Below are 20,182 nucleotides of genomic sequence, written 5' to 3'. Positions count from 1 at the left end.
CAACCTGAGCCGACCACTCAGCACCACAAAGAAACCGGATGTCTCATATCGATTTGAAGCTCGACAGGTTGCTGGCAATGATGTCAGTAGAGCTAAAAGGATCAGAGACGATGAAGCAACAATCCGGTTTTACCCTGATCGAACTGATGATCACCCTGGCACTGCTGGGAGTCATCTTGTCGATAGCGATTCCCGCCATGGGTGACTTCGCCATTAAACAACGCGTGAGCTCCCAGACCAATGAAATGATGCTGTCACTTGCCTTTGCTCGCAGTGAAGCCATCAAGCTCAATCGAGATGTCCGGCTAATCCCCGTAACGGGGACAGCCAACGGATGGAGCGCGGGCTGGTGTGTCGGCCCCAGCACCATCAACAGCTGCAATCATGCTGATGTAGTGCGGGTGTTCTCTTCAGCCAACGGCGTCAGCATCACCAGTTCTGGCATAGCCAACCCTCCGGTACTTGTCTTCCGTCGTGATGGCACGACCACCCAAACCAACGCAGCACTGGCAATAACATCGCCCAATTTGAAGGTTACCGGGGAAAGCGCTCGCTGCATCAGCCTGAATCGCCAAGGCCGGGCAGAAGTCAAACACATGACTAGAGACGCGGCTTGCAGCTGATCGAGGAGGAAGCATCATGAACCTACCAAAACAGAAACACAGACAACAGGGCGCCTCGTTGATCGAGGTAATGGTCGCCTTGCTAATTTTTACCGTTGGACTGCTTGGCTTGGCGGCACTTCAACTTAACGCCCTGCAAAGTACTGCCGACAGCGGACAACGCTCTCAGTCTGTTTGGCTTATGCAGGATCTAATCGAACGTATGCGGGCTAACCCGGACGGAACTGCTGCTCAGTACGCAGCAGCGCCAAACTGCGCAGCACTGCCCGCCAGAATGTGTGCAGACCATTACAACCCCAGCAGCGCTTCCAAGATTACGGCCAGCAACTGCAATGCGCAGGAGATGGCAGCATTCGATACTTGGGAAGCCCAATGCAGCTACGTCGATATCGCGACCTTCAACACCATTGATGCACGCTTCAATAGTCGGGATTTCATTATCCCGCCAGAGGCAGGAACATTACTCGATGCCGAAAGTGACGGAAACGACCTGGATCTGAGCTTGAACTGGCTGTCCAAAAGCAGCCGATCCGCTACAAAAGATGGATCGACATCTGAACTGAGGATAGAACGATGAGCCACCGCCGACAGAGCCTGCAATATCGTCAATGCGGGATGTCCATCGTCGAACTGCTAGTCGCCTTGGTGATCAGCCTCCTGCTGATGACAGGGGTTGTCCAGGTTTTCCTCTCATCGAAACAAACCTATGCCAGCAATGAGTCTGCATCGCGCCTGCAGGAGAATGGCCGGTTCGCGCTCGAATTTATCGCCCAAAGCGCACGCCATGCCGGCTATGTCGAAGCAGCCAATTTATCCGTAAGCCTACCCTCCACTATCGCCAGTCCCGGCAATGGCATCTGCAATGATTCGGGCACCTGTAGCAGCCAAGGCGTCGATGAAGAGTCGGATAACGTCGCATTCGTACTTCAGCCACGCATCCAGGATAATTTGCGCCGCGATTGTCTTGGCGTGAATGGCACAGGTACCCATGCCATTAATGACACGGACATAATCATCAACCAATTTGTGATCATCGAGGCCGACCCTGCCAACGGAGAGCCCCACCCAGCACTTGGCTGCCGATCAAGAAACACTCGCGGTGGCTGGGTAACTGGAGCAACAGCACAAAGGCTTATCGACGGTATAGATGCCTTGCAAGTGCAATATGGCATTAGCACAGGAGGCGATACCAGCAGTGTCAATCAATACGTCTCTGCGGATCGCGTAAGCAATTGGGAAAATGTGCTGGCCGTCCGTATTGCCGTCTTGGCCAATTCAATGAACGCCGTTAGTCCCCCTGCCCCTGCTCGCCAATATGTACTGCTGGATGCAGCCCCCATCTCCTTTAACGACGGCAAATCCCGGCAAATATTCACTACCACTATCAAGCTGCGTAATACCTATTGAGGCTCGGCACTATGGACATGACCCTTGCAACCCACTCCCGCCAAACCGGTGCCACCTTGATCGTTGCGCTGGTGTTTCTGGTCGTACTCACTATTGCAGGCATCACCGCCATGCAGTTCTCCACGCTGGAAGAACGCATGGCCAGCAACTCGCAGTTCCGTAATGAAACATTCCAACAGGCACAGAACGAAATTCGCTCAGAACTGCTCGCCTTCAATGCCAGCTTGCTAGGACGCGCACCGCTACTCGATGCAATAAACGCAGGATCGTTCAGTAATGGCGCAGACGGTTACCCACAGAAACTCACCGCCACCGAACTCAAGCAACTCGGCCTACCCAACACGACCAGAAGGGCCGTAGACACTACGACGCCCATTCCAGCCCCAGGTTTCACCGTGGTTCGCTATACCAAAACAAGCCTCTGTACCGGGGCCAACGTCGAGCGCTTCGAATGCACCGACTATGAACTGCAAACCCGCTCGCAAATGGACAACGGCGCCTACTCCGAGCAATCGCAGGGCATTATCTTCATGAACACCAAAGGTTAGGGGAAATACCATGAGCCGATTGACCGCCTACTTCGCCCTGACCGCCACCCTGCTACTGACAGGCATTACCCATGCCGAAGATAGCGATATAAATAGCTATAGCCCGCTGGAAATGGCGACCGTCACTGTCCGTATGACTGGCGGTTACCCGTACGGCGAACTGTCTCCCTGCCCAGATTGCCCTCTGCGCCTGCTGCCCTTCACTCCCGACGCACAACTCTATATCCAAGGTCGCAAGACAGCGGCCAATGCGCTGCAAGATGGGCAAACATTGATAGGCACCGTATTCATTCGCAGCAAGCCGATCGACGCCATCAGCGAAATCGTTGCCAAATAACAGGACATCATAAATATGAACATTCGCCCGTTTGCTTTTGTCCTTGGCAGCTTCTGTTATATAAGCCTCACCCTGCAAACTGCACTAGCTGACGACACGGAGATTTATGTCAGCCGCAGCCTTCCAGAGGATCAGCAGGTTCGCCCCAATCTGATGTTCGTCATCGATAACTCGGGGTCTATGGATGCTGCAGTAAATGGAACCACCTGCGAAATTTCGGATAGAGGTATTCGCAACCGCTGTGTTGAGAGCGGGAGTGGAAAAAACAAAACCTATCGCAAGACTCGACTGCAAGTCGTCAAAGACGTAACCAACGAGCTTATTGAAGAATTGCGCTTAAGCGACGATGTCAATATTGGACTGATGCACTTTGACGCCTACGCAGACGGCGGCAGCAATATGCAAGGCGGGATGGTTGCCATCCCCGTAAGACGAGCAAGCACGGTTGCCGATGACTTCAAGACAGAGCTAAACAGCCTTTACGCGTACCCTAATACTCCTCTTTCAGAATCCTTCTATGAGGCTGCGCTTTATATGAAAGGCGCAGCACCGAAGTTTGGTGGCAGCACTTATGCAGCTTATGAAAATAGCAGTGGCAGCGGTTATTTGACCTCTAAACCAAGTGTTTCCTCATCCAAGAGTGGAGGCAATTATTCCAGCCCAATCCAATACTCCTGCCAGAAGAGCAATATAATTCTGCTCACCGACGGAGCCCCCACCTATGACAACGCCGCCAACAACGACATTCGCTCATTGATCAGCGTCGCGGGGGCAGCTAACACGCAATACACCACTGCCAACGCCAACTGCCGTAACCCGGGTACTAGCAGTAGCAACTACAGTGGCGAGTGCATGCCTCACCTTGCCGAGCATTTGGCCAACCAAGACGTTAGCTCTTCGCAGCCCGGCAAGCAGACGATCAGCACTTACACCATCGGCTTTGCTACCAACCAAACCCTGCTGCAAAACACGGCTAGTGCAGGCAATGGCCGCTACTTCACCACCGACGATACCTCTGGCCTGGTGACTGCACTCAAGTCGATTCTGGTGGAAATTCTTGCGGAAAACACGACCTTCGCCACCCCTAGCGTCGCGGTAAGCGCCTACAACAACCTGGGCTACCGCAACGACCTTTACTACGCCCTGTTCCGCCCTGCGGAAGGTGCCCGCTGGGTCGGCAACGTTAAACGCTACAAATTCCAGGCGGAAACCACCGACGTCAACGGCAACAAGACTGCAGCGCAAATCGTTGATAAAAATGGTCAACCTGCGGTTGATGAAGCAACCGGTTTTTTCAAGGAAAGTGCATCGAGTTACTGGTCGCTTCAGGATGGTCGTGACGTAGCAAAAGGCGGAATCGCTGGCCTGCTGAGCAACCCCGACGCGCGCAATCTGTTCACCTGGACAGCGACTGATCGCTCGCCCACCGCGTCGGCAGGTGTAACAGGAAGCGTGTCATTAACCAGCAGCGCCCATGATCTGACGACATCCAACACCGCCATTAGCAAAACCATGCTCGGTGTTGGCACGGCAACCGGCTCGGACACAGCCAGAGAGAACGCCATCAAGTGGGGCAGAGGGATCGACCCCCTCACAAGCCAGGCGCGCTTGCAGCTTGCTGACGTCCTGCATAACGAACCGCGCCTGGTGGCCTACAAGACCGATGAAGACTTGGTACGCGTCGAGGCTGCCAAGAACGGCACAGCCACTTCCCCTGAACAGCTCTATATGTTCTTCGGCACCAATGAAGGCTTTATCCATGCGGTAGACCCCAAGACCGGCGCGGAAAAATTCGCCTTCATTCCCAAGGAACTGCTGTCCAACCTCAATGCCTATTATCAGGACCCCAAGGGATCCGATGCCAAGCGCTATGGCATGGACGGCCAGTTCAATCTATGGGTTGAGTACGGCAGTCTCGACACAACGGCAAAAACCCGCAATATCACAAAAAGTATTCTCTATGCCGGCATGCGTCGTGGTGGCCGCAACTATTACGCCCTGGATGTGGGGAACATCAACACCCCGGCACTCAAATGGGTGATCAAGGGCGGTACAACTACCGATTCAACCCCCGGCTTCGAGAAACTCGGCCAAACCTGGTCGACACCAAAACTGGCAAGCATCAAGGTCAACGGCACAGCCACCAAGGTGCTGATCTTTACTGGCGGCTACGACCCGATTCAGGACGTTGACAGCCCCAACACCCCTACCGCCAACGACAACTATGGCAATAGCCTGTATATCGTCAACGCCGACACCGGCCAGTTGATCTGGCGCGCCAGCAATGCTTCCGACACCGGCGCCAACCTGAAACTGGCCAGCATGACTCACAGCATGCCGGCCGACCCCGTAGTCATCGACATCAACAGTGATGGCCTGGCCGATATCCTTTATGCCGCTGATAGCCGCGCTCAGGTGTTCCGCTTCGATATTAATAACGCCAACACGGGCGCCGCCAACCTGGCCACTGGCGGTCGCATCGCTAGCGTCGGAGGGGACTCCGCACTGAATAACCGCCGGTTCTTCAGCACTCCGGACGTCGCATTGGTTCGGGAGCGCGGCGGAAAGACGTACTTCACCATCTCTCTTGGCTCAGGTTATCGGGCGCACCCGCTCAGCGAAGACACCATTGATCGCTTCTATGTGCTACGCGATGCCAATGTCTTCAACAAGCCTGCAAGCTATGCATACGGGGCCACTGAAATCAGTCCAGACAAGCCGATCACTGAAAGCGATCTGGTCGATGTATCCAGTGTCGACCTTACCGATGCCGAGGCTGCAGGGATTCTAGAAGATATCGCAGAGGCGGAGGCCCTGATCAATGCCCTCAACCAATCCGTAGCATCCGCCCGCGATGCATTCAACGCGCACAAGGACGCATCGCTCTTCACTGCCAAGTACAACGCCATGCTCCAAGCCAACAGCAGCGCCAATGACAAACAGTCCGAAATTGACGCCATTATGGCAGCCGATCCCTATTTGCTTGCCCATGCCGCAGAAAGCACTGAGCAAAGCACACTCCAGCAAGGCCTGCTTGAAAGCCAGCAGAGCTTGGCAGCCATGCAACAAGCACGCGCTGAAGCGGATGCCGACTTGGCAGATAAAGATGCCGCCTACAATAGCGCCGCTGCCAACAAAGCCGCCGCTGTTACCGCCAAGGAGTCCGCGCAAGCAGCTGATGACGCCCTCTCGACCCCAGAGACGGTGGCAAACCTGGACGCTGCAACTGCAGCAGAAACTGCTGCTATTAGCGCGTACAGCAGCGCTGCTGCGGTAGCACAAGCAGCCTTTGACAAGAAGAACGTACTGCATACCCAAGCCGAGTCCCTGGTAGGGCTCTACAGCACACTGACCAACCTACAAAGCGAACTGGGATCGCTCTATCAGCAAATTCTGGACAAGGAACAGGCAATCGTCGCGGCTAAGGCCGCATCAGCGGATGACGACACCATCAACACCCTTCAAGCTGGCCTGGATAGCCTGAATCAAGACTATGCCGACGCTCCCGGGTCTGCCAAACGCGATGAGCTGAACTCCGGTGACAGCAAGACCGCACTGCAAGATGCTTTAACCCAGTTGAAAAGCGCCATCAGCAGCAGCGACACAGCTGGTATCCAGACGGCCCTGAATGGCTTGCAGGCCCTTACAGGACCACAGTCCGGACCACTGCAGAGCGTGGAAGAGCTTCTGGCTCGAGAAGAAATCGCTAAAAACACAGAACTGGCTAATACCGCGACCAACCTGGCCGGCAACATCGCACTGCTTCAATCCTTAGAGACCGAGCGCTCAGCACTCGTTAGCCAAGCAGCGACCGCTCAGGCAGAAGCAAATGCAATATCCACCGCTGCCTACGACGAAAGCTCCGGACTTCTGAGCGCCGAGCAACTCGCAGCGGCCAAAGCCATCTACGGGGATGATCTGGCGACGTTCGAGGCCTACCAGTACCTGATCGATCAGGCCCAGCTTGCCACTCTTGATACCGACAACGGCTTGCCAGCCTTACGCCAAGACATCAACGAGCTCTATGCACAACTTACCCCAGGCAACAACTACGTACCCAACAAAACGCTACTGGACAATAGCCAAGGCTGGTTCTTGCGCCTACCCAAAGGAGAAAAGGTGCTCTCCGCATCGCTCTCCTTCCGCGGCGCCGTTTTGTTCAACACTTTCAGCCCCCGTGGAGAGACCATAACCACCTGCGGCCCAGACGTAGGACGTGGCCGTTCATACGCCTTGAGCCTGAGCGATGCCAGTGCGATCTTCAGCAAGAACGAGGTACCTATCCGCAGCTACGCTTTGGTGCGCTCGGGTATCCCGCCATCGCCGGCCATCATATTTTCCGATGATGGCACTCCAAATATCGTCAATGGTTCAGAAATTGGCGGATTAGGGGCTGCGGGCGGGAGTGGTGGAGGCCCAGACGGCTGTGTCGATGGCGCGGATTTCTGTGAGAATCCCGCCCCAGTTACAACCACTTACTGGAGAGAAAACTGATGCGATACCAGCGCGGTTTCACGCTGATCGAGTTGATGATTGTGGTGGCTATAATCGGCATACTTGCCGCAATAGCCTACCCTAGCTACCAGCAATACATGCTCAAGTCGGGCCGCTCCGATGGCCATGCCAAACTGACCCAGATCATGCAGACACAGGAACGGTTCTACTCACAGAACCAAACTTATACCGCCAACCTGGGAGTCGGCGGCCTAGCATTCCCTAACACAGCAGCCAATGCTCCCGTGATCAGTGACGAACAGCGCTACAGTATTGCGGCCGAAGTCTGCGCAGCGGGAACCCCTATTTCCCGCTGCGTGCGACTGGTTGCAACCACTACTGGCCCACAAACAGGCGATAGCCAGTGCGGCAACCTCAGCCTGGACAGTCGAGGAGTAAAAGCCGAGACGGGAACAGGCACAGTGCAAACCTGCTGGTAAGTGACTAAGAGTGGATCGGAAGCAATCCGTGATCCTTGGGGCGTGACATTCGCCGAAGGCAATGCACTATGGTTCGGCGGCGCGGAGCAAACGTGCGGGTTGTCTCTGCGCTCCGAAGCCGCCCTACGATCTCGAACAACTCCTCGACCTTGGATAACCTGTAATCGGTAGGGTGACGCTCGCTGTAGGCTGCATGCACCGATGGTTCAGCCGCGCGCGATTCTGGCGGGTTATCGCTTCCGGCTTCGCTCCGTGCGCTCGGCGGCCCGGCAGCGCAGCCTTAAGCCTTACACCTGCCTCACCCGCAACTCCTTCGGCATCGAGAACGTCACATTCTCCGGCCGCCCTTCCAGCTCGCTTTCCCCTACCGCGCCCCAGGCTTGCAATTGACTAACCACGCCGCGCACCAGCACCTCGGGGGCTGAGGCGCCGGCGGTGATGCCGATGCTGGCAACGCCGTCGAACCATTCGCGTTTGAGGTCCTCGGCACCGTCGATCAGGTAGGCCGGGGTGCCCATGCGGTCGGCCAGTTCGCGCAGGCGGTTGGAGTTGGAGCTGTTGGGGCTGCCGACCACCAGCAGCACGTCGCTTTCGGCGGCCAGTTGCTTGACCGCGTCCTGGCGGTTTTGGGTGGCGTAGCAGATGTCGTCCTTGCGTGGTCCACCAATGGCCGGGAACTTGGCGCGCAAAGCGTCGATGACCTTGCTGGTGTCGTCCATCGACAGGGTGGTCTGGGTGACGAAGGCCAGGGCCTCGGGGTTGCGCACTTGCAGGCGCTCGACATCGGCCTCGTCTTCCACCAGGTAGATGGCGCCGCCGTTGCTGGCGTCGTACTGGCCCATGGTGCCTTCGACTTCCGGGTGACCGGCGTGGCCGATAAGGATGCATTCGCAACCTTCACGGCTGTAGCGCACCACTTCCATATGCACCTTGGTCACCAGCGGGCAGGTGGCGTCGAATATCTTCAAACCACGCCGTTCGGCTTCGCTGCGCACGGCCTGGGATACGCCGTGGGCACTGAAGATGACGATGACATCATCGGGGATCTGATCCAGCTCTTCGACGAAGACGGCGCCGCGGGCGCGCAGGTCTTCGACCACGAACTTGTTGTGCACCACTTCATGGCGCACGTAGATCGGCGGACCGAAGACTTCCAGGGCGCGGTTGACGATTTCGATGGCCCGGTCGACACCGGCACAGAAGCCGCGGGGGTTGGCGAGTTTGATATGCATGGGGCCTCGGCACGCGGGAACTTGAGGATGAAGAGTGTAACGCGGGATCACTCGTAGGGTGGGCCGGCAAGACCGTGGGGGCGGCAGTAGCCGCCAGCCGCAAGGGCTTCGCGGCTAAAGCCGCTCCCACAGAAGCAGAGACGCTAGCTAGAGCGCTTTGACCGCGATGATTTCCACATCAAAGCTCAGCGCCTTGCCAGCCAGCGGGTGGTTGAAGTCGATGGTCACCTGGCTGTCGTCGAAGGCTTTGACCACGCCCGGCAGCTCGGCATTGGCGGCGTCGTTGAAGATCACCAGCAGGCCGTCGGAGAGTTCCATGTCTTTGAACTGGCTGCGCGGCATGATCTGCACGTTCTGCGGGTTAGGCTGGCCGAAGCCATGCTCGGGCAGCACTTGCACGGTGCGCTTGTCGCCGGCCTTGAAGCCAAACAGAGCGGACTCGAAACCCGGCAACAGATTGCCGTCGCCGACCTTGAAAGTGGCCGGCTGCTTGTCGAAGGTGCTGTCGACCACGTCGCCGTTTTCCAGTTTTAGGGCGAAATGCAGGGTGACTTCCCTGTCCGGCCCGATACGTACGTCAGTCATGGGGTGGTTTCTCCGGACTTGTTGCTTTTGAACATATCCAGCGCCAAGAGGATGGCACCAAGGGAAATAGCGGCGTCCGCGACATTGAAGGCCGGGAAGTACCAGCGGTGCTGCCAGTGCACCAGAATAAAGTCGACCACATGGCCAAACACCACACGGTCGACCAGATTGCCCAGCGCGCCGCCGAGCACCAGCGCCAGCGCCATGGCCAGCCAGGTTTCGTCCGGTTTCAGGCGTTTGAGCCAGACCACCAGCACTACGCTGACCACCACGGCGATAGCCGCGAAGAACCAGCGCTGCCAGCCCGAGGCACCGGCCAGGAAGCTAAAGGCCGCGCCAGTGTTGTAGGCCAGGGTCCAGCTGAAGTATTCAGGGATCACCACGATCTGCTGGTACATGGTCAGGTTGTTGTCGAACCAGAACTTGCTGGCTTGATCGATCACGAATACCAGTAGGCTCAACCATAGCCAGGGCAACCGGCCAAAACGGGCGCTCATGAATGCCCTCCAGGTTTTTCTGTAGAAGAAATTAAATCTGCACCAAGTCTTGCAGGAGCCAGTAACCGTAGGATGGCGCGGCCGCGTAGGTTGAGCGCAGCGATACCCATCGGGCGATTTATGCCGGCAGCCGCTGGCAGGGCGAATATCGATGATGGGTTACGGCGCATTTGCTCTGCTGGCAGCAGGTCAATTTGCGGGCGCCTAACCCATCCTACGGCTTGATCCTTGAGCCTCCCGCTTGCTGCGCGACAGCGCGGCGCCTGGACGACGGGGGCTGTCCTACAGTGCACAGCGGCGCGGCTGCCATCACGCATAGTGACGAACCTCGCCGGCGCCTTCGATGTTGTCCACACAGCGACCGCAGATTTCCGGGTGCGCCGGGTTGACGCCGACGTCTTCGCGATGGTGCCAGCAACGAGCGCACTTGGCATGGCCGGATTTGACGATCTTCAGCTTCAGGCCTGGAACTTCGGTGGCTACGGCATCCGCTGGCGCACTGGCGAGCGGTGCCAGGCTGGCGGTGGAGGTGATCAACACGAAGCGCAGCTCATTGCCGAGCTTGCTCAGGTCGGCGATCAGGCTGTCTTCGGCATAAAGCGTCACCTCAGCCTGCAGGTTGCCGCCGATGGCCTTGGCTGCGCGCAGGCCTTCCATTTCCTTGTTGACCGCGACCTTGACCGCCATGACCCGCTCCCAGAATTCGCGGCTCAGCTCGAAATCTTGCGGCAGCTCGCTCAGGCCCTGGTACCAGCCATTGAGCATCACCGATTCGTTGCGCTCGCCCGGCAGGTACTGCCAGAACTCGTCAGCGGTGAACGACAGCACCGGCGCGATCCAGCGCACCAGCGCTTCGGCAATGTGGAACAGTGCGGTCTGGCAAGAACGCCGCGCCACGCTGTCGGCGGCGGTGGTGTATTGGCGATCCTTGATGATGTCGAGGTAGAAGCCGCCCAGCTCCTGCACGCAGAAGTTATGCACCTTCTGGTAGACATTCCAGAAACGGTAGCTGCCGTAGGCTTCTTCGATTTCGCGCTGCAGCAGCAAGGCGCGGTCCACCGCCCAGCGATCCAGGGCGAGCATGTCCGCGGCCGGCAGCACGTGCTGCGCCGGGTCGAAACCGCTGAGGTTGGATAGCAGGAAGCGCGCGGTGTTGCGAATGCGCCGGTAGGAGTCGGCGCTGCGCTGCAGGATCACCTTGGACACGGCCATTTCGCCGGAGTAGTCGGTGGACGAGACCCACAAGCGCAGGATGTCGGCGCCCAGGCTGTCGTTGACTTCCTGGGGAGCGACCACGTTGCCCATCGACTTGGACATCTTGCGACCGTTCTCGTCGACCACAAAGCCGTGGGTCAATAGCTCTTTATAGGGCGCGTGACCGTCGATGGCGCTACCGGTCAGCAAGGATGAGTGGAACCAGCCACGGTGCTGGTCGGAGCCTTCCAGGTACAGATCGGCGCGCGGGCCGGTGGCGTGACCGAGCGGATGGGAGCCGCGCAGCACGTGCCAGTGGGTGGTGCCGGAGTCGAACCAGACGTCCAGGGTGTCGCTGATCTTGTCGTACTGAGCGGCCTCGTCACCGAGCAACTCGGCGGCATCCAGCTTGAACCAGGCTTCGATGCCCGCCTGCTCGACGCGCACGGCTACGGCTTCCATCAGCTCGGCGGTGCGCGGGTGCAGCTCACCGCTTTCCTTGTGCAGGAAGAACGGGATCGGCACGCCCCAGTTACGTTGACGCGAGATGCACCAGTCGGGACGACCAGCGATCATGCCGTGCAGGCGCGCCTGGCCCCAGGCCGGGACGAATGCGGTCTGCTCGATGGCGGCCAGCGCCCGCTGGCGCAGGCTGTCGCCTTCGTTGGGCTGCTTGTCCATGCCGACAAACCACTGCGCCGTGGCGCGGTAGATCAGCGGAGTTTTGTGCCGCCAGCAGTGCATGTAGCTGTGCTGGATGGCTTCATGCTTAAGCAGGCAACCGACTTCGTCGAGCTTGGCGACGATATTCGGGTTGGCCTTCCAGATGAACTGGCCGCCGAAGAACGGTAGATCACTGACATACACGCCATTGCTCTGCACCGGGCTGAGGATCTCGTCATTGCTCATGCCGTAGCCTTTGCAGGAACGGAAGTCGTCCTCGCCATAGGCCGGCGCCGAATGGACAACACCGGTACCCGCACCCAGCTCGACGTAATCGGCCAAGTAGACTGGCGAAAAACGCGCGTAGAACGGATGACGGAAACGGATCAGCTCAAGCGTCTCGCCTTTGGCGATGGCAATCACCTCGCCCTGCAGACCGAAGCGCTGCAAGCTGCTTTCGACCAGCTCTTCGGCCAGGACCAGCAGTTTGTCGCCGGTATCAACCAGGGCGTAATTGAATTCGGGGTGGACGTTGAGCGCCTGGTTAGCCGGGATGGTCCAGGGCGTAGTGGTCCAGATCACGATACTGGCAGGCTTGCTCAGGCTGGCCAAACCGAAGGCGGCGGCCAGCTTGTCGGCATCTTCGACCGGGAATGCCACGTCGATGGCATCGGATTTCTTGTCCTGGTACTCGACTTCAGCTTCGGCCAGGGCCGATCCACAGTCGAAACACCAGTTGACCGGCTTCAAGCCCTTGAACACGAAGCCCTGCTTGACCATCTCGGCCAGGGCGCGGATCTCGCCGGCTTCGTTGGCGAAGTCCATGGTCTTGTAGGGGTTGTCCCAGTCGCCAAGCACGCCGAGACGGATGAAGTCGGCCTTCTGCCCTTCGATCTGCTCGCCGGCATAGGTGCGGCAGCGCTCACGAGTCAGGTCGGACGGCTGATTCTTGCCGAAGGTGGTCTCGACCTTGTGCTCGATCGGCAGACCGTGACAATCCCAGCCCGGCACGTAGGGGGCGTCATACCCGGATAAGGTCTTGGAGCGAGTGATGATGTCCTTGAGGATCTTGTTGACCGCATGACCGATATGAATGCTGCCGTTGGCATAGGGCGGGCCGTCGTGCAGGACGAATTTCGGCCGGCCTTCACCCAGCTGCCGCAGCTTCTGATACAGACCCATGTCGTTCCAGCGCTGCAGAATCTGCGGCTCGCGCTGCGGCAGGCCAGCCTTCATCGGGAACTGGGTATCAGGCAGATTTAGCGTGGCTTTGTAGTCGGTCATTTCAGGCTCTTCATTTAAACGGTTGGCCCTGCCAACAGGTTGTGCGGTTGACCCTGCCAATGGGCACGGGCGGCGGCAATATCGGCAGCAATGGCCGTTTTGAGTGCCTCGAGTGAGGCGAAGCGCTGCTCTTCACGCAGCTTGTGGTGGAATGCCACCGTCAAACGCCGGCCATATAAATCACCGGCAAAATCCAGCAAATGCACTTCGAGATGGGCACTGCCATCGCCCGCCACACTCGGGCGCACGCCGATGTTGGCGACACCCGGCCACGGCTGACCGTCCACCTCGGTGCTGACCAGGTAAACCCCGCTCAGCGGCACGCGCTTGCGCTTGAGCTGCACGTTGGCGGTAGGTGCGTTCAGCTGACGCCCGAGCTTTTGCCCGTGCAATACGCGTCCGGCGATCTGGAACGGACGACCCAGCAGGTGTTCGGCCAAGGCGAAATCACCCGCAGCCAGCGCTTGCCGCACCCGGGTACTGCTGACACGCACGTCATCCAACTCGACCGTCGCGGCGGCCTCGACGGTAAAGCCTTCGCGCTCACCGGCCTGTTCCAGAAAGGCGAAGTCGCCGACCCGGTCGCAGCCAAAGCGGAAGTCATCGCCGACCTCCAGATGCCGCACACCCAGCCCGTCGATCAGGACTGTCTGGACGAATTCGGCGGCGCTCAACTCACGCAAGCGTGGATTGAAGCTCAGGCATAGCACCCGATCGACACCTTCGGCGGCAAGCAACGCGAGTTTGTCGCGCAAGCGTGTCAGGCGCGCCGGCGCTGTATCGGGGGCAAAGAATTCGCGCGGCTGCGGCTCGAAAATCACCACACAACTGGGCAGCGCCAACTCGGCCGCGCGCTCACGCAGGCGCGCCAGAATGGCCTGATGGCCACGATGGACGCCGTCGAAATTGCCAATAGTGGCGACACAGCCCCGATACTGGGGCCGCAGATTGTGTAGGCCTCGAACCAGCTGCATAGCGTGCTTCTTGCTCATAAAGTCGCCGATTATACGCACACCGGGCAGTGGACGACAGGCAGCAAATCAGCTTCCATCAGAGCGCGCTGCGCCGGGCAAAATCCCGTAACCGAAAGCCCAGCAACGCCAACACGCTCAAATAAGCCAGCAATCCCACCCCGACCAGCCCACCCAGGCGCAGGAGACGCCAGAGCATAGTGCCGTCCGCCCACGCTGGCAGATGCTGCATGCTCAGTAGCAGCACAGCCGCCATCGCCAGCAACGCCAGCAGCAGCTTGCAAAGGAACAGCGCCCAGCCCGGCTGCGGCTGAAACATATCGCGCTTGCGCAGTTGCCAGTACAACAGCCCGGCATTCAGGCAGGCCGCCAGACCGATGGCCAGCGCCAGGCCGGCATGGGCCAGGGGAATCACGAAAATAAACAGCACATTCATTGCCTGAGTCGCCAGCAGCGTTACCAGGCCGATCCGCACCGGAGTCCTGATGTTCTGCTGGGCGTAGAAGGCCGGCGCAAGAATTTTCACCAGGATGATGCCAACCAACCCCAGCGAATACGCAATAAGGGCGCGCTGGGTCATCAGCGTATCGGCCGCAGTGAACTTGCCATACTGGAACAGCGAGGTGATAAGCGGTTCGGAGATAATCGCCAACGCGACCGCACTGGGCAGCGCCAACACCAGGCACAAGCGCAACCCCCAGTCGAGCAGCCTGGAATAATCCTCGCGACTGGCACCGGAATGAGTCTTCGACAGGGCCGGCAGCAGAATAGTCCCCAGCGCAACACCCAGCACACCCGCTGGCAGCTCCATCAGGCGGTCGGCGTAGTACATCCAGGAAACCGAGCCTGCGACCAGAAATGACGCGAAGACGGTATTGATGATCAGCGAGATCTGGCTGACCGACACACCGAAAATCGCCGGCCCCATTTGCTTCACCACGCGCCACACGCCGGTGTCCTTGAGATTCAGGCGCGGCAGCACAAGCATGCCGATCTTGTGCAAATGCGGCAGCTGGAACAGCAGCTGCAACAGGCCACCCACCAACACTGCCCAGCCCAGGGCCATGATTGGCGGGTCGAAATAGGGCGTCAGAAATAACGCGAAGACGATCATGCTGAGGTTTAGCAGGGTCGGCACGAAGGCCGGCACCGAGAAGCGATTCCAGGTATTGAGCACCGCCCCAGCCAGCGACGACAGGGAAATCAACAGGATATAGGGGAACGTCACCCGCAGCAGATCGGTGGTCAGGGCGAACCGGTCGGCCTCGTCGGCGAAGCCCGGGGCCGATATCCAGACAATCCAGGGTGCAGCGAGAATCCCGATAAAGGTCACCAGGGCTAACACCAGGGTCAGCAGTCCGGTCACGTAAGCAAGAAAAGTACGCGCCGCCTCATCGCCCTGCTGGGTCTTGTACTCAGCCAGAATCGGCACAAATGCCTGGGAAAAGGCGCCCTCGGCAAAAATTCGACGCAACAGATTTGGCAGCTTGAACGCCACCACAAAGGCGTCCGAAGCCACGCCAGCACCGAAGGTGCGAGCAATAATGGTGTCACGCACAAAGCCCAGTACACGCGAAAGCATGGTCATGGAGCTGACAGCGGCCAGCGACTTGAGCAAATTCATGTAATAATTCGGTTTCCGCAAACAAGCACAGCCACGGACAATCCGTCGGCGTGCAAAGGCAATGAGTGTAGCGGTCCACCACTGGTCAGGCCAGCACAGGTAAAAGCCAACAGGCTTGACAGCAAGCTCTCATATCGGCATTATTCGCGGCCTTATTTGTTTGTAACCCACAGTTTTTTTTCGAGGAGCTTGACGGTGGCCAATACACCTTCTGCCAAAAAACGCGCAAAACAGGCTGAGAAGCGTCGTAGCCATAACGCCAGCCAGCGCTCCATGGTCCGTACCTACATCAAGAACGTGGTCAAGGCTATTGACGCCAAAGATCTTGACGTAGCAAAAACCGCTTACACCCTGGCTGTGCCGATCATCGACCGTATGGCCGACAAAGGCATCATCCACAAGAACAAAGCAGCGCGCCATAAAAGCCGCCTGAATGGCCATATCAAGGCCCTCAGCGAAGCAGTAGCCGCTTAATTAGCGACTCACGCTTTACTGCTAGTTCTTAAAAAACCGACCTCAGGGTCGGTTTTTTATTGCCTGAAAACGATTAGCGGTGCCCCACCCGAGCTGCCGCGATTGACCGACGTAGGGTGCGCCGTGCGCACCATTGATTGCGGGGACATGGTGCGCACGGCGCACCCTACGATTTGAGCGCAGCCATCCATGACGCTGAATGACGGCAGACGCGATGGCGGACTTGGGCATGGGAGTGGTTACGCACCGTAGGGTGTGCTGCGCGCACCGAATAGATTGAACAGATCAAGCCCGCGTCACCCCAGAGCGCACGGCGCACCCTACGATTTGAGCGCAGCCATCCATGACGCTGAATGATTGCAGACGCGATGGAGGGCTTGGGCATGGGAGCGGTTACGCACCGTAGGGTGTGCTGCGCGCACCGAATAGATTGATCAGATCATGCCCGCGTCACCCCGGCGCGCACGGCGCGCCCTACGGCTCGACGACAGCGCACACTTACCCGCTCACGCAGACACAGCCTCTCAGGTTTTTTCCGGCCAGGGCATGATCGGAATGGCAGTCACCGCATTCTGCGGACTGCCTTCGATCACCCGATCGCTGTACACCAGGTAGACCAGGGTGTTGCGCTTTTCATCGAAGAATCGCACCACCTGCATGGTCTTGAATACCAGCGAGGTGCGCTCGCGAAACACTTCTTCACCGTCTTTCAGCCCAGCATTGAAACTGACCGGCCCGGTTTGACGACAGGCGATCGAGGCTTCGGCACGGTCCTCGGCCAACCCCAGACTACCCTTGACCCCGCCAGTCTTGGCGCGCGACAGATAGCAGGTCACGCCCGCCACCTTGGGATCATCGAAGGCCTCGACCACGATCTTGTCGTTCGCCCCCATCCACTTGAACACCGTGGACACCTCACCTATCTGCTCGGCCGACGCACACATCGGCAACACCAGCAGCGCACCCAGCAGCACTTTGCGCATTCGCATTACCACATCCTCAGACCAGAATTAGCTGCACATAAACACTGCTCGCTTCGGGCCGCACTGAAGCTTTGCGAGCCCGCGCTCAACGCTGCAAGGCGGACGCACAGCAAACATTGAATAGGTTTCAGACCAAGATCAAATTATCCCGATGAATCAACTCGGGCTCATCGACATAACCGAGCAACCTTTCGATGGCATCCGACGGTTGACCGATGATCTTTTGCGCCTCGAGCGCACTGTAGTTGGCCAGGCCACGGGCGATTTCGCGCCCCTCAGTATCGACACAGACCACCATCTCACCACGCCGAAAGCTGCCCTGAAGCGCCTTGACTCCAACCGACAACAGGCTCTTGCGACCAGTCGCCAGGGCCTTGACCGCTCCCGCGTCCAGCACCAGGGTGCCTCGGGTCTGCAGATGCCCGGCTAGCCACTGCTTGCGCGCAGCCAGCAGACCACGCTCAGGCGCCAGCAACGTACCCAAACGCTCGCCCGCCTTGAGCCGCGCCAATACCTGCTCAATGGCACCACCGACAATCACCGTATGAGCCCCGGAACGGGCTGCCAGCCGCGCCGCGCGCAGCTTGGTTTGCATACCACCACGCCCCAGCGCGCCACCCACGCCGCCGGCCACGGCATCCAGCGCCGGGTCATCGGCACGCGCCTCGTAAATCAGCTCTGCATCCGGGTTATGCCGCGGATCGGCGTTATACATGCCGTCACGGTCGGTGAGGATCACCAGCAGATCGGCCTCGACCAGATTGGCTACCAGCGCCGCCAGCGTATCGTTATCACCGAAACGAATTTCATCGGTGACCACCGTATCGTTCTCGTTGATCACCGGCACCACGTCCAGGTCAACCAGGGTGCGCAAGGTGCTCCGCGCGTTGAGGTAGCGCTTGCGGTCTGAGAGATCGTCATGGGTCAGGAGAATTTGCGCAGTGCGCCGCGCATGCTCGCCGAAACTCGACTCCCAAGCCTGAATCAGCACCATCTGCCCAATGGCCGCAGCCGCCTGCAACTCATGCATGGCTTTCGGTCGCGCGGTCCAGCCAAGACGACTCATGCCCGCCGCCACCGCACCGGAAGACACCAGCACCAGCTCCACGCCCTGCTCGCGCAATGCGACCATCTGCGCGACCCACACCGCCATGGCGGCACGATCCAGGCCACGCCCGTCGGCGGTGAGCAACGCACTGCCGATTTTCACCACCCAGCGCCGCGCACTGGTTACCTTGTCACGCATGATCATCCAACCCTCGGCAGAAACCACCCAACGCAACGGAAGCCACTGCGCTCGCAACCCCAATCACCTGGAGGCCATGAAGATATCGAGCGCCGCCGCGAGAGCATCTCCCGGCGATTGCAGCAAGGCTGCGTATTTTCACATTCCCTGAGCACAAGACAAGAACGCCGCAATTAAGCGGCGCTCTCAAACTGCTTAATCCCGGACGTAAATGATTTCCGGGCCATCCGCATCATCTTCTTCATCCCAGAAGCTGTCATCTTCCTCGACATCACCAACCGGCTTGACCCCGGTACGGCGCAGCACGCGCTTGTCGTCCAGCTTCTGCAACTGAGCGCGCGCCTCATCTTCGATGCGCGTATCCAGCTCGGCCAGCTCGGCGGCAAACGCCGGGTTTTCCTGGATACGCTCAGCACGCGCCTCGAGGAAGTCCATGATGTCGTAGCACAGCTGATCAGTACCTTCGCGCGCCAGGGCGGAAATTACATACACCGGCCCCTTCCAGTCGATCCGCGCGACGATCTCAGCGACTCGCGCCTCCTGCTCCTCGTCGAGAATCTGGTCAGCCTTGTTCAGCACCAGCCAGCGCTCGCGCTCGGCCAGCGAAGGACTGAACTTGGTCAGCTCGTCGACGATGGTGGCCGCCGACTCCGCTGGATCGGTCAGATCCAGTGGCGCCATGTCCACCAGGTGCAACAACAGACGGGTGCGCGCCAGGTGCTTGAGGAAGCGAATGCCCAGGCCGGCACCATCCGAGGCACCTTCGATCAAACCGGGAATGTCGGCAACGACGAAGCTCTTGTAGCGATCAACACTGACCACACCCAGGTTTGGTATCAGGGTGGTGAACGGGTAATCGGCGACCTTCGGCTTGGCCGCGGACACCGAACGGATCAAGGTGCTCTTGCCAGCATTCGGCAAGCCGAGCAGACCGACATCCGCCAACACCTTCAACTCCAGCTTAAGGTCGCGCGCATCGCCCGGCTTGCCCGGCGTGGTCTGCCGCGGCGCGCGGTTGGTGCTGGACTTGAAGCGCGTGTTGCCCAGACCATGCCAGCCGCCCTGCGCAACCAGCAGACGCTGGCCCGCCCGGACCAGGTCACCAATCACTTCCTGGGTACCCGCATCGATCACGGTGGTACCAATCGGCACCGGCAGGATCAGATCTTCACCCTTGGCTCCAGTGCAATCAGTGCTACCACCCTTGTCACCATTCGGCGCCTGGAAGCGGCGCGTATAGCGGTAGTCCACCAGGGTATTGAGGTTCGCAAACGCCTCGATATAGATCGAGCCGCCATCACCACCATCACCGCCGTTGGGGCCACCGTTTTCGATGAACTTCTCACGACGGAAGCTCATCATGCCGTTGCCACCATCACCGGCTTTTACAGAAATCGATACTTCATCGACGAATTTCATAAGTACGCCTCCCGCAGCAAAGCGGGTTATCTAAGAACCAGCTCAACGTCTGTTGCGCGCCGGCCCTGCCGCACCAAAAGCAGGGCTCTAGCTCGCGAGACCTTGAACAGGCTCTAACGAGAAAACCAGGTTCTTGCAAAATTGACCTGCATTCAAATCGA

Annotated in this window: 17 protein-coding genes; 8 read left to right on the top strand and 9 right to left on the bottom strand. The window is 58.8% G+C overall.

Features of this window, described 5'->3' with window-relative positions:
- Positions 1-38: 38 nt before the first annotated feature.
- From Q8K09_RS10565 to Q8K09_RS10535, 7 genes are read left to right on the top strand one after another with little or no spacing between them, the layout of a single operon-like run.
- Positions 39-623, top strand: coding sequence for a GspH/FimT family pseudopilin (locus Q8K09_RS10565; RefSeq protein ID WP_305254925.1), 585 nt, complete (start codon positions 39-41; stop codon positions 621-623).
- A 16-nt stretch (positions 624-639) separates the two neighbouring features.
- A complete protein-coding gene (gene pilV, locus Q8K09_RS10560; RefSeq protein WP_305254924.1) occupies positions 640-1,200 on the top strand; it encodes a type IV pilus modification protein PilV in 561 nt (186 codons plus the stop codon).
- Entirely contained in the window at positions 1,197-2,030 is an 834-nt protein-coding gene (locus Q8K09_RS10555) for a PilW family protein (RefSeq protein WP_305254923.1), read from the top strand. Before pilV ends, Q8K09_RS10555 begins: the two co-directional genes overlap by 4 nt.
- Positions 2,031-2,041: 11 nt before the next feature.
- Positions 2,042-2,578 (top strand): PilX N-terminal domain-containing pilus assembly protein, encoded by a 537-nt coding sequence (locus tag Q8K09_RS10550; protein ID WP_305254922.1) that lies wholly within the window; start codon positions 2,042-2,044, stop codon positions 2,576-2,578.
- A 10-nt stretch (positions 2,579-2,588) separates the two neighbouring features.
- Positions 2,589-2,915, top strand: coding sequence for a hypothetical protein (locus tag Q8K09_RS10545; RefSeq protein ID WP_305254921.1), 327 nt, complete (start codon positions 2,589-2,591; stop codon positions 2,913-2,915).
- Between the two features lie 15 nt (positions 2,916-2,930).
- A complete protein-coding gene (locus Q8K09_RS10540) occupies positions 2,931-7,409 on the top strand; it encodes a PilC/PilY family type IV pilus protein (protein ID WP_305254920.1) in 4,479 nt (1,492 codons plus the stop codon).
- Positions 7,409-7,849 (top strand): type IV pilin protein, encoded by a 441-nt coding sequence (locus tag Q8K09_RS10535; RefSeq protein WP_305254919.1) that lies wholly within the window; start codon positions 7,409-7,411, stop codon positions 7,847-7,849. Before Q8K09_RS10540 ends, Q8K09_RS10535 begins: the two co-directional genes overlap by 1 nt.
- 287 nt (positions 7,850-8,136) lie before the next feature.
- On the opposite strand, the gene ispH is transcribed toward Q8K09_RS10535, so the two are convergent.
- The 6 genes from ispH to murJ form a co-directional block, all read right to left on the bottom strand.
- Positions 8,137-9,081 carry a 4-hydroxy-3-methylbut-2-enyl diphosphate reductase gene (gene ispH, locus Q8K09_RS10530; protein ID WP_305254918.1) on the bottom strand — a complete coding sequence of 315 codons (945 nt, stop codon included), beginning with the start codon at positions 9,079-9,081 and terminating at the stop codon, positions 8,137-8,139.
- A 147-nt stretch (positions 9,082-9,228) separates the two neighbouring features.
- The gene (locus Q8K09_RS10525; protein ID WP_305254917.1) at positions 9,229-9,666 is read right to left on the bottom strand and encodes a peptidylprolyl isomerase; all 438 of its coding nucleotides are present in this window, start codon (positions 9,664-9,666) and stop codon (positions 9,229-9,231) included.
- A complete protein-coding gene (gene lspA / locus Q8K09_RS10520) occupies positions 9,663-10,163 on the bottom strand; it encodes a signal peptidase II (RefSeq protein WP_305254916.1) in 501 nt (166 codons plus the stop codon). Before lspA ends, Q8K09_RS10525 begins: the two co-directional genes overlap by 4 nt.
- Before the next feature lie 309 nt (positions 10,164-10,472).
- Positions 10,473-13,304, bottom strand: coding sequence for an isoleucine--tRNA ligase (ileS, locus tag Q8K09_RS10515; protein WP_305254915.1), 2,832 nt, complete (start codon positions 13,302-13,304; stop codon positions 10,473-10,475).
- 14 nt (positions 13,305-13,318) lie between these two features.
- A complete protein-coding gene (gene ribF, locus Q8K09_RS10510; RefSeq protein WP_305255062.1) occupies positions 13,319-14,278 on the bottom strand; it encodes a bifunctional riboflavin kinase/FAD synthetase in 960 nt (319 codons plus the stop codon).
- 76 nt (positions 14,279-14,354) lie between these two features.
- A complete protein-coding gene (murJ, locus tag Q8K09_RS10505; RefSeq protein WP_305254914.1) occupies positions 14,355-15,899 on the bottom strand; it encodes a murein biosynthesis integral membrane protein MurJ in 1,545 nt (514 codons plus the stop codon).
- 195 nt (positions 15,900-16,094) lie between these two features.
- On the opposite strand from murJ, the gene rpsT reads away from it, so the two are divergent.
- Positions 16,095-16,373 (top strand): 30S ribosomal protein S20, encoded by a 279-nt coding sequence (gene rpsT / locus Q8K09_RS10500; protein WP_305254913.1) that lies wholly within the window; start codon positions 16,095-16,097, stop codon positions 16,371-16,373.
- Positions 16,374-16,897: 524 nt separating this feature from the next.
- On the opposite strand, the gene Q8K09_RS10495 is transcribed toward rpsT, so the two are convergent.
- From Q8K09_RS10495 to cgtA, 3 genes are all read right to left on the bottom strand, one after another.
- Complete coding sequence (locus Q8K09_RS10495) at positions 16,898-17,356, bottom strand: CreA family protein (protein ID WP_305255061.1); 459 nt, start codon at positions 17,354-17,356, stop codon at positions 16,898-16,900.
- Positions 17,357-17,483: 127 nt separating this feature from the next.
- Positions 17,484-18,602 (bottom strand): glutamate 5-kinase, encoded by a 1,119-nt coding sequence (gene proB / locus Q8K09_RS10490; protein ID WP_305254912.1) that lies wholly within the window; start codon positions 18,600-18,602, stop codon positions 17,484-17,486.
- A 195-nt stretch (positions 18,603-18,797) separates the two neighbouring features.
- Positions 18,798-20,021: an Obg family GTPase CgtA gene (gene cgtA, locus Q8K09_RS10485; protein WP_305254911.1), complete on the bottom strand. Its 1,224-nt coding sequence runs from the start codon at positions 20,019-20,021 to the stop codon at positions 18,798-18,800.
- Between the last annotated feature and the right edge of the window lie 161 nt (positions 20,022-20,182).

Origin of the sequence: Pseudomonas sp., from assembly GCF_030683065.1 — a bacterium.
In the GTDB taxonomy this organism is placed as follows: Bacteria; Pseudomonadota; Gammaproteobacteria; order Pseudomonadales; family Pseudomonadaceae; genus Aquipseudomonas.
Note: the sequence above shows the minus strand (reverse complement) of the source record. Positions and strands in the feature narration are given on the sequence as shown.

Coding starts and splice junctions, on each gene's coding strand:
- Q8K09_RS10565 (WP_305254925.1), top strand. CDS start 39: ATGTCTCATATCGATTTGAAGCTCGACAGGTTGCTGGCAATGATGTCA.
- pilV (WP_305254924.1), top strand. CDS start 640: ATGAACCTACCAAAACAGAAACACAGACAACAGGGCGCCTCGTTGATC.
- Q8K09_RS10555 (WP_305254923.1), top strand. CDS start 1,197: ATGAGCCACCGCCGACAGAGCCTGCAATATCGTCAATGCGGGATGTCC.
- Q8K09_RS10550 (WP_305254922.1), top strand. CDS start 2,042: ATGGACATGACCCTTGCAACCCACTCCCGCCAAACCGGTGCCACCTTG.
- Q8K09_RS10545 (WP_305254921.1), top strand. CDS start 2,589: ATGAGCCGATTGACCGCCTACTTCGCCCTGACCGCCACCCTGCTACTG.
- Q8K09_RS10540 (WP_305254920.1), top strand. CDS start 2,931: ATGAACATTCGCCCGTTTGCTTTTGTCCTTGGCAGCTTCTGTTATATA.
- Q8K09_RS10535 (WP_305254919.1), top strand. CDS start 7,409: ATGCGATACCAGCGCGGTTTCACGCTGATCGAGTTGATGATTGTGGTG.
- ispH (WP_305254918.1), bottom strand. CDS start 9,081: ATGCATATCAAACTCGCCAACCCCCGCGGCTTCTGTGCCGGTGTCGAC.
- Q8K09_RS10525 (WP_305254917.1), bottom strand. CDS start 9,666: ATGACTGACGTACGTATCGGGCCGGACAGGGAAGTCACCCTGCATTTC.
- lspA (WP_305254916.1), bottom strand. CDS start 10,163: ATGAGCGCCCGTTTTGGCCGGTTGCCCTGGCTATGGTTGAGCCTACTG.
- ileS (WP_305254915.1), bottom strand. CDS start 13,304: ATGACCGACTACAAAGCCACGCTAAATCTGCCTGATACCCAGTTCCCG.
- ribF (WP_305255062.1), bottom strand. CDS start 14,278: ATGCAGCTGGTTCGAGGCCTACACAATCTGCGGCCCCAGTATCGGGGC.
- murJ (WP_305254914.1), bottom strand. CDS start 15,899: ATGAATTTGCTCAAGTCGCTGGCCGCTGTCAGCTCCATGACCATGCTT.
- Q8K09_RS10495 (WP_305255061.1), bottom strand. CDS start 17,356: ATGCGCAAAGTGCTGCTGGGTGCGCTGCTGGTGTTGCCGATGTGTGCG.
- proB (WP_305254912.1), bottom strand. CDS start 18,602: ATGCGTGACAAGGTAACCAGTGCGCGGCGCTGGGTGGTGAAAATCGGC.
- cgtA (WP_305254911.1), bottom strand. CDS start 20,021: ATGAAATTCGTCGATGAAGTATCGATTTCTGTAAAAGCCGGTGATGGT.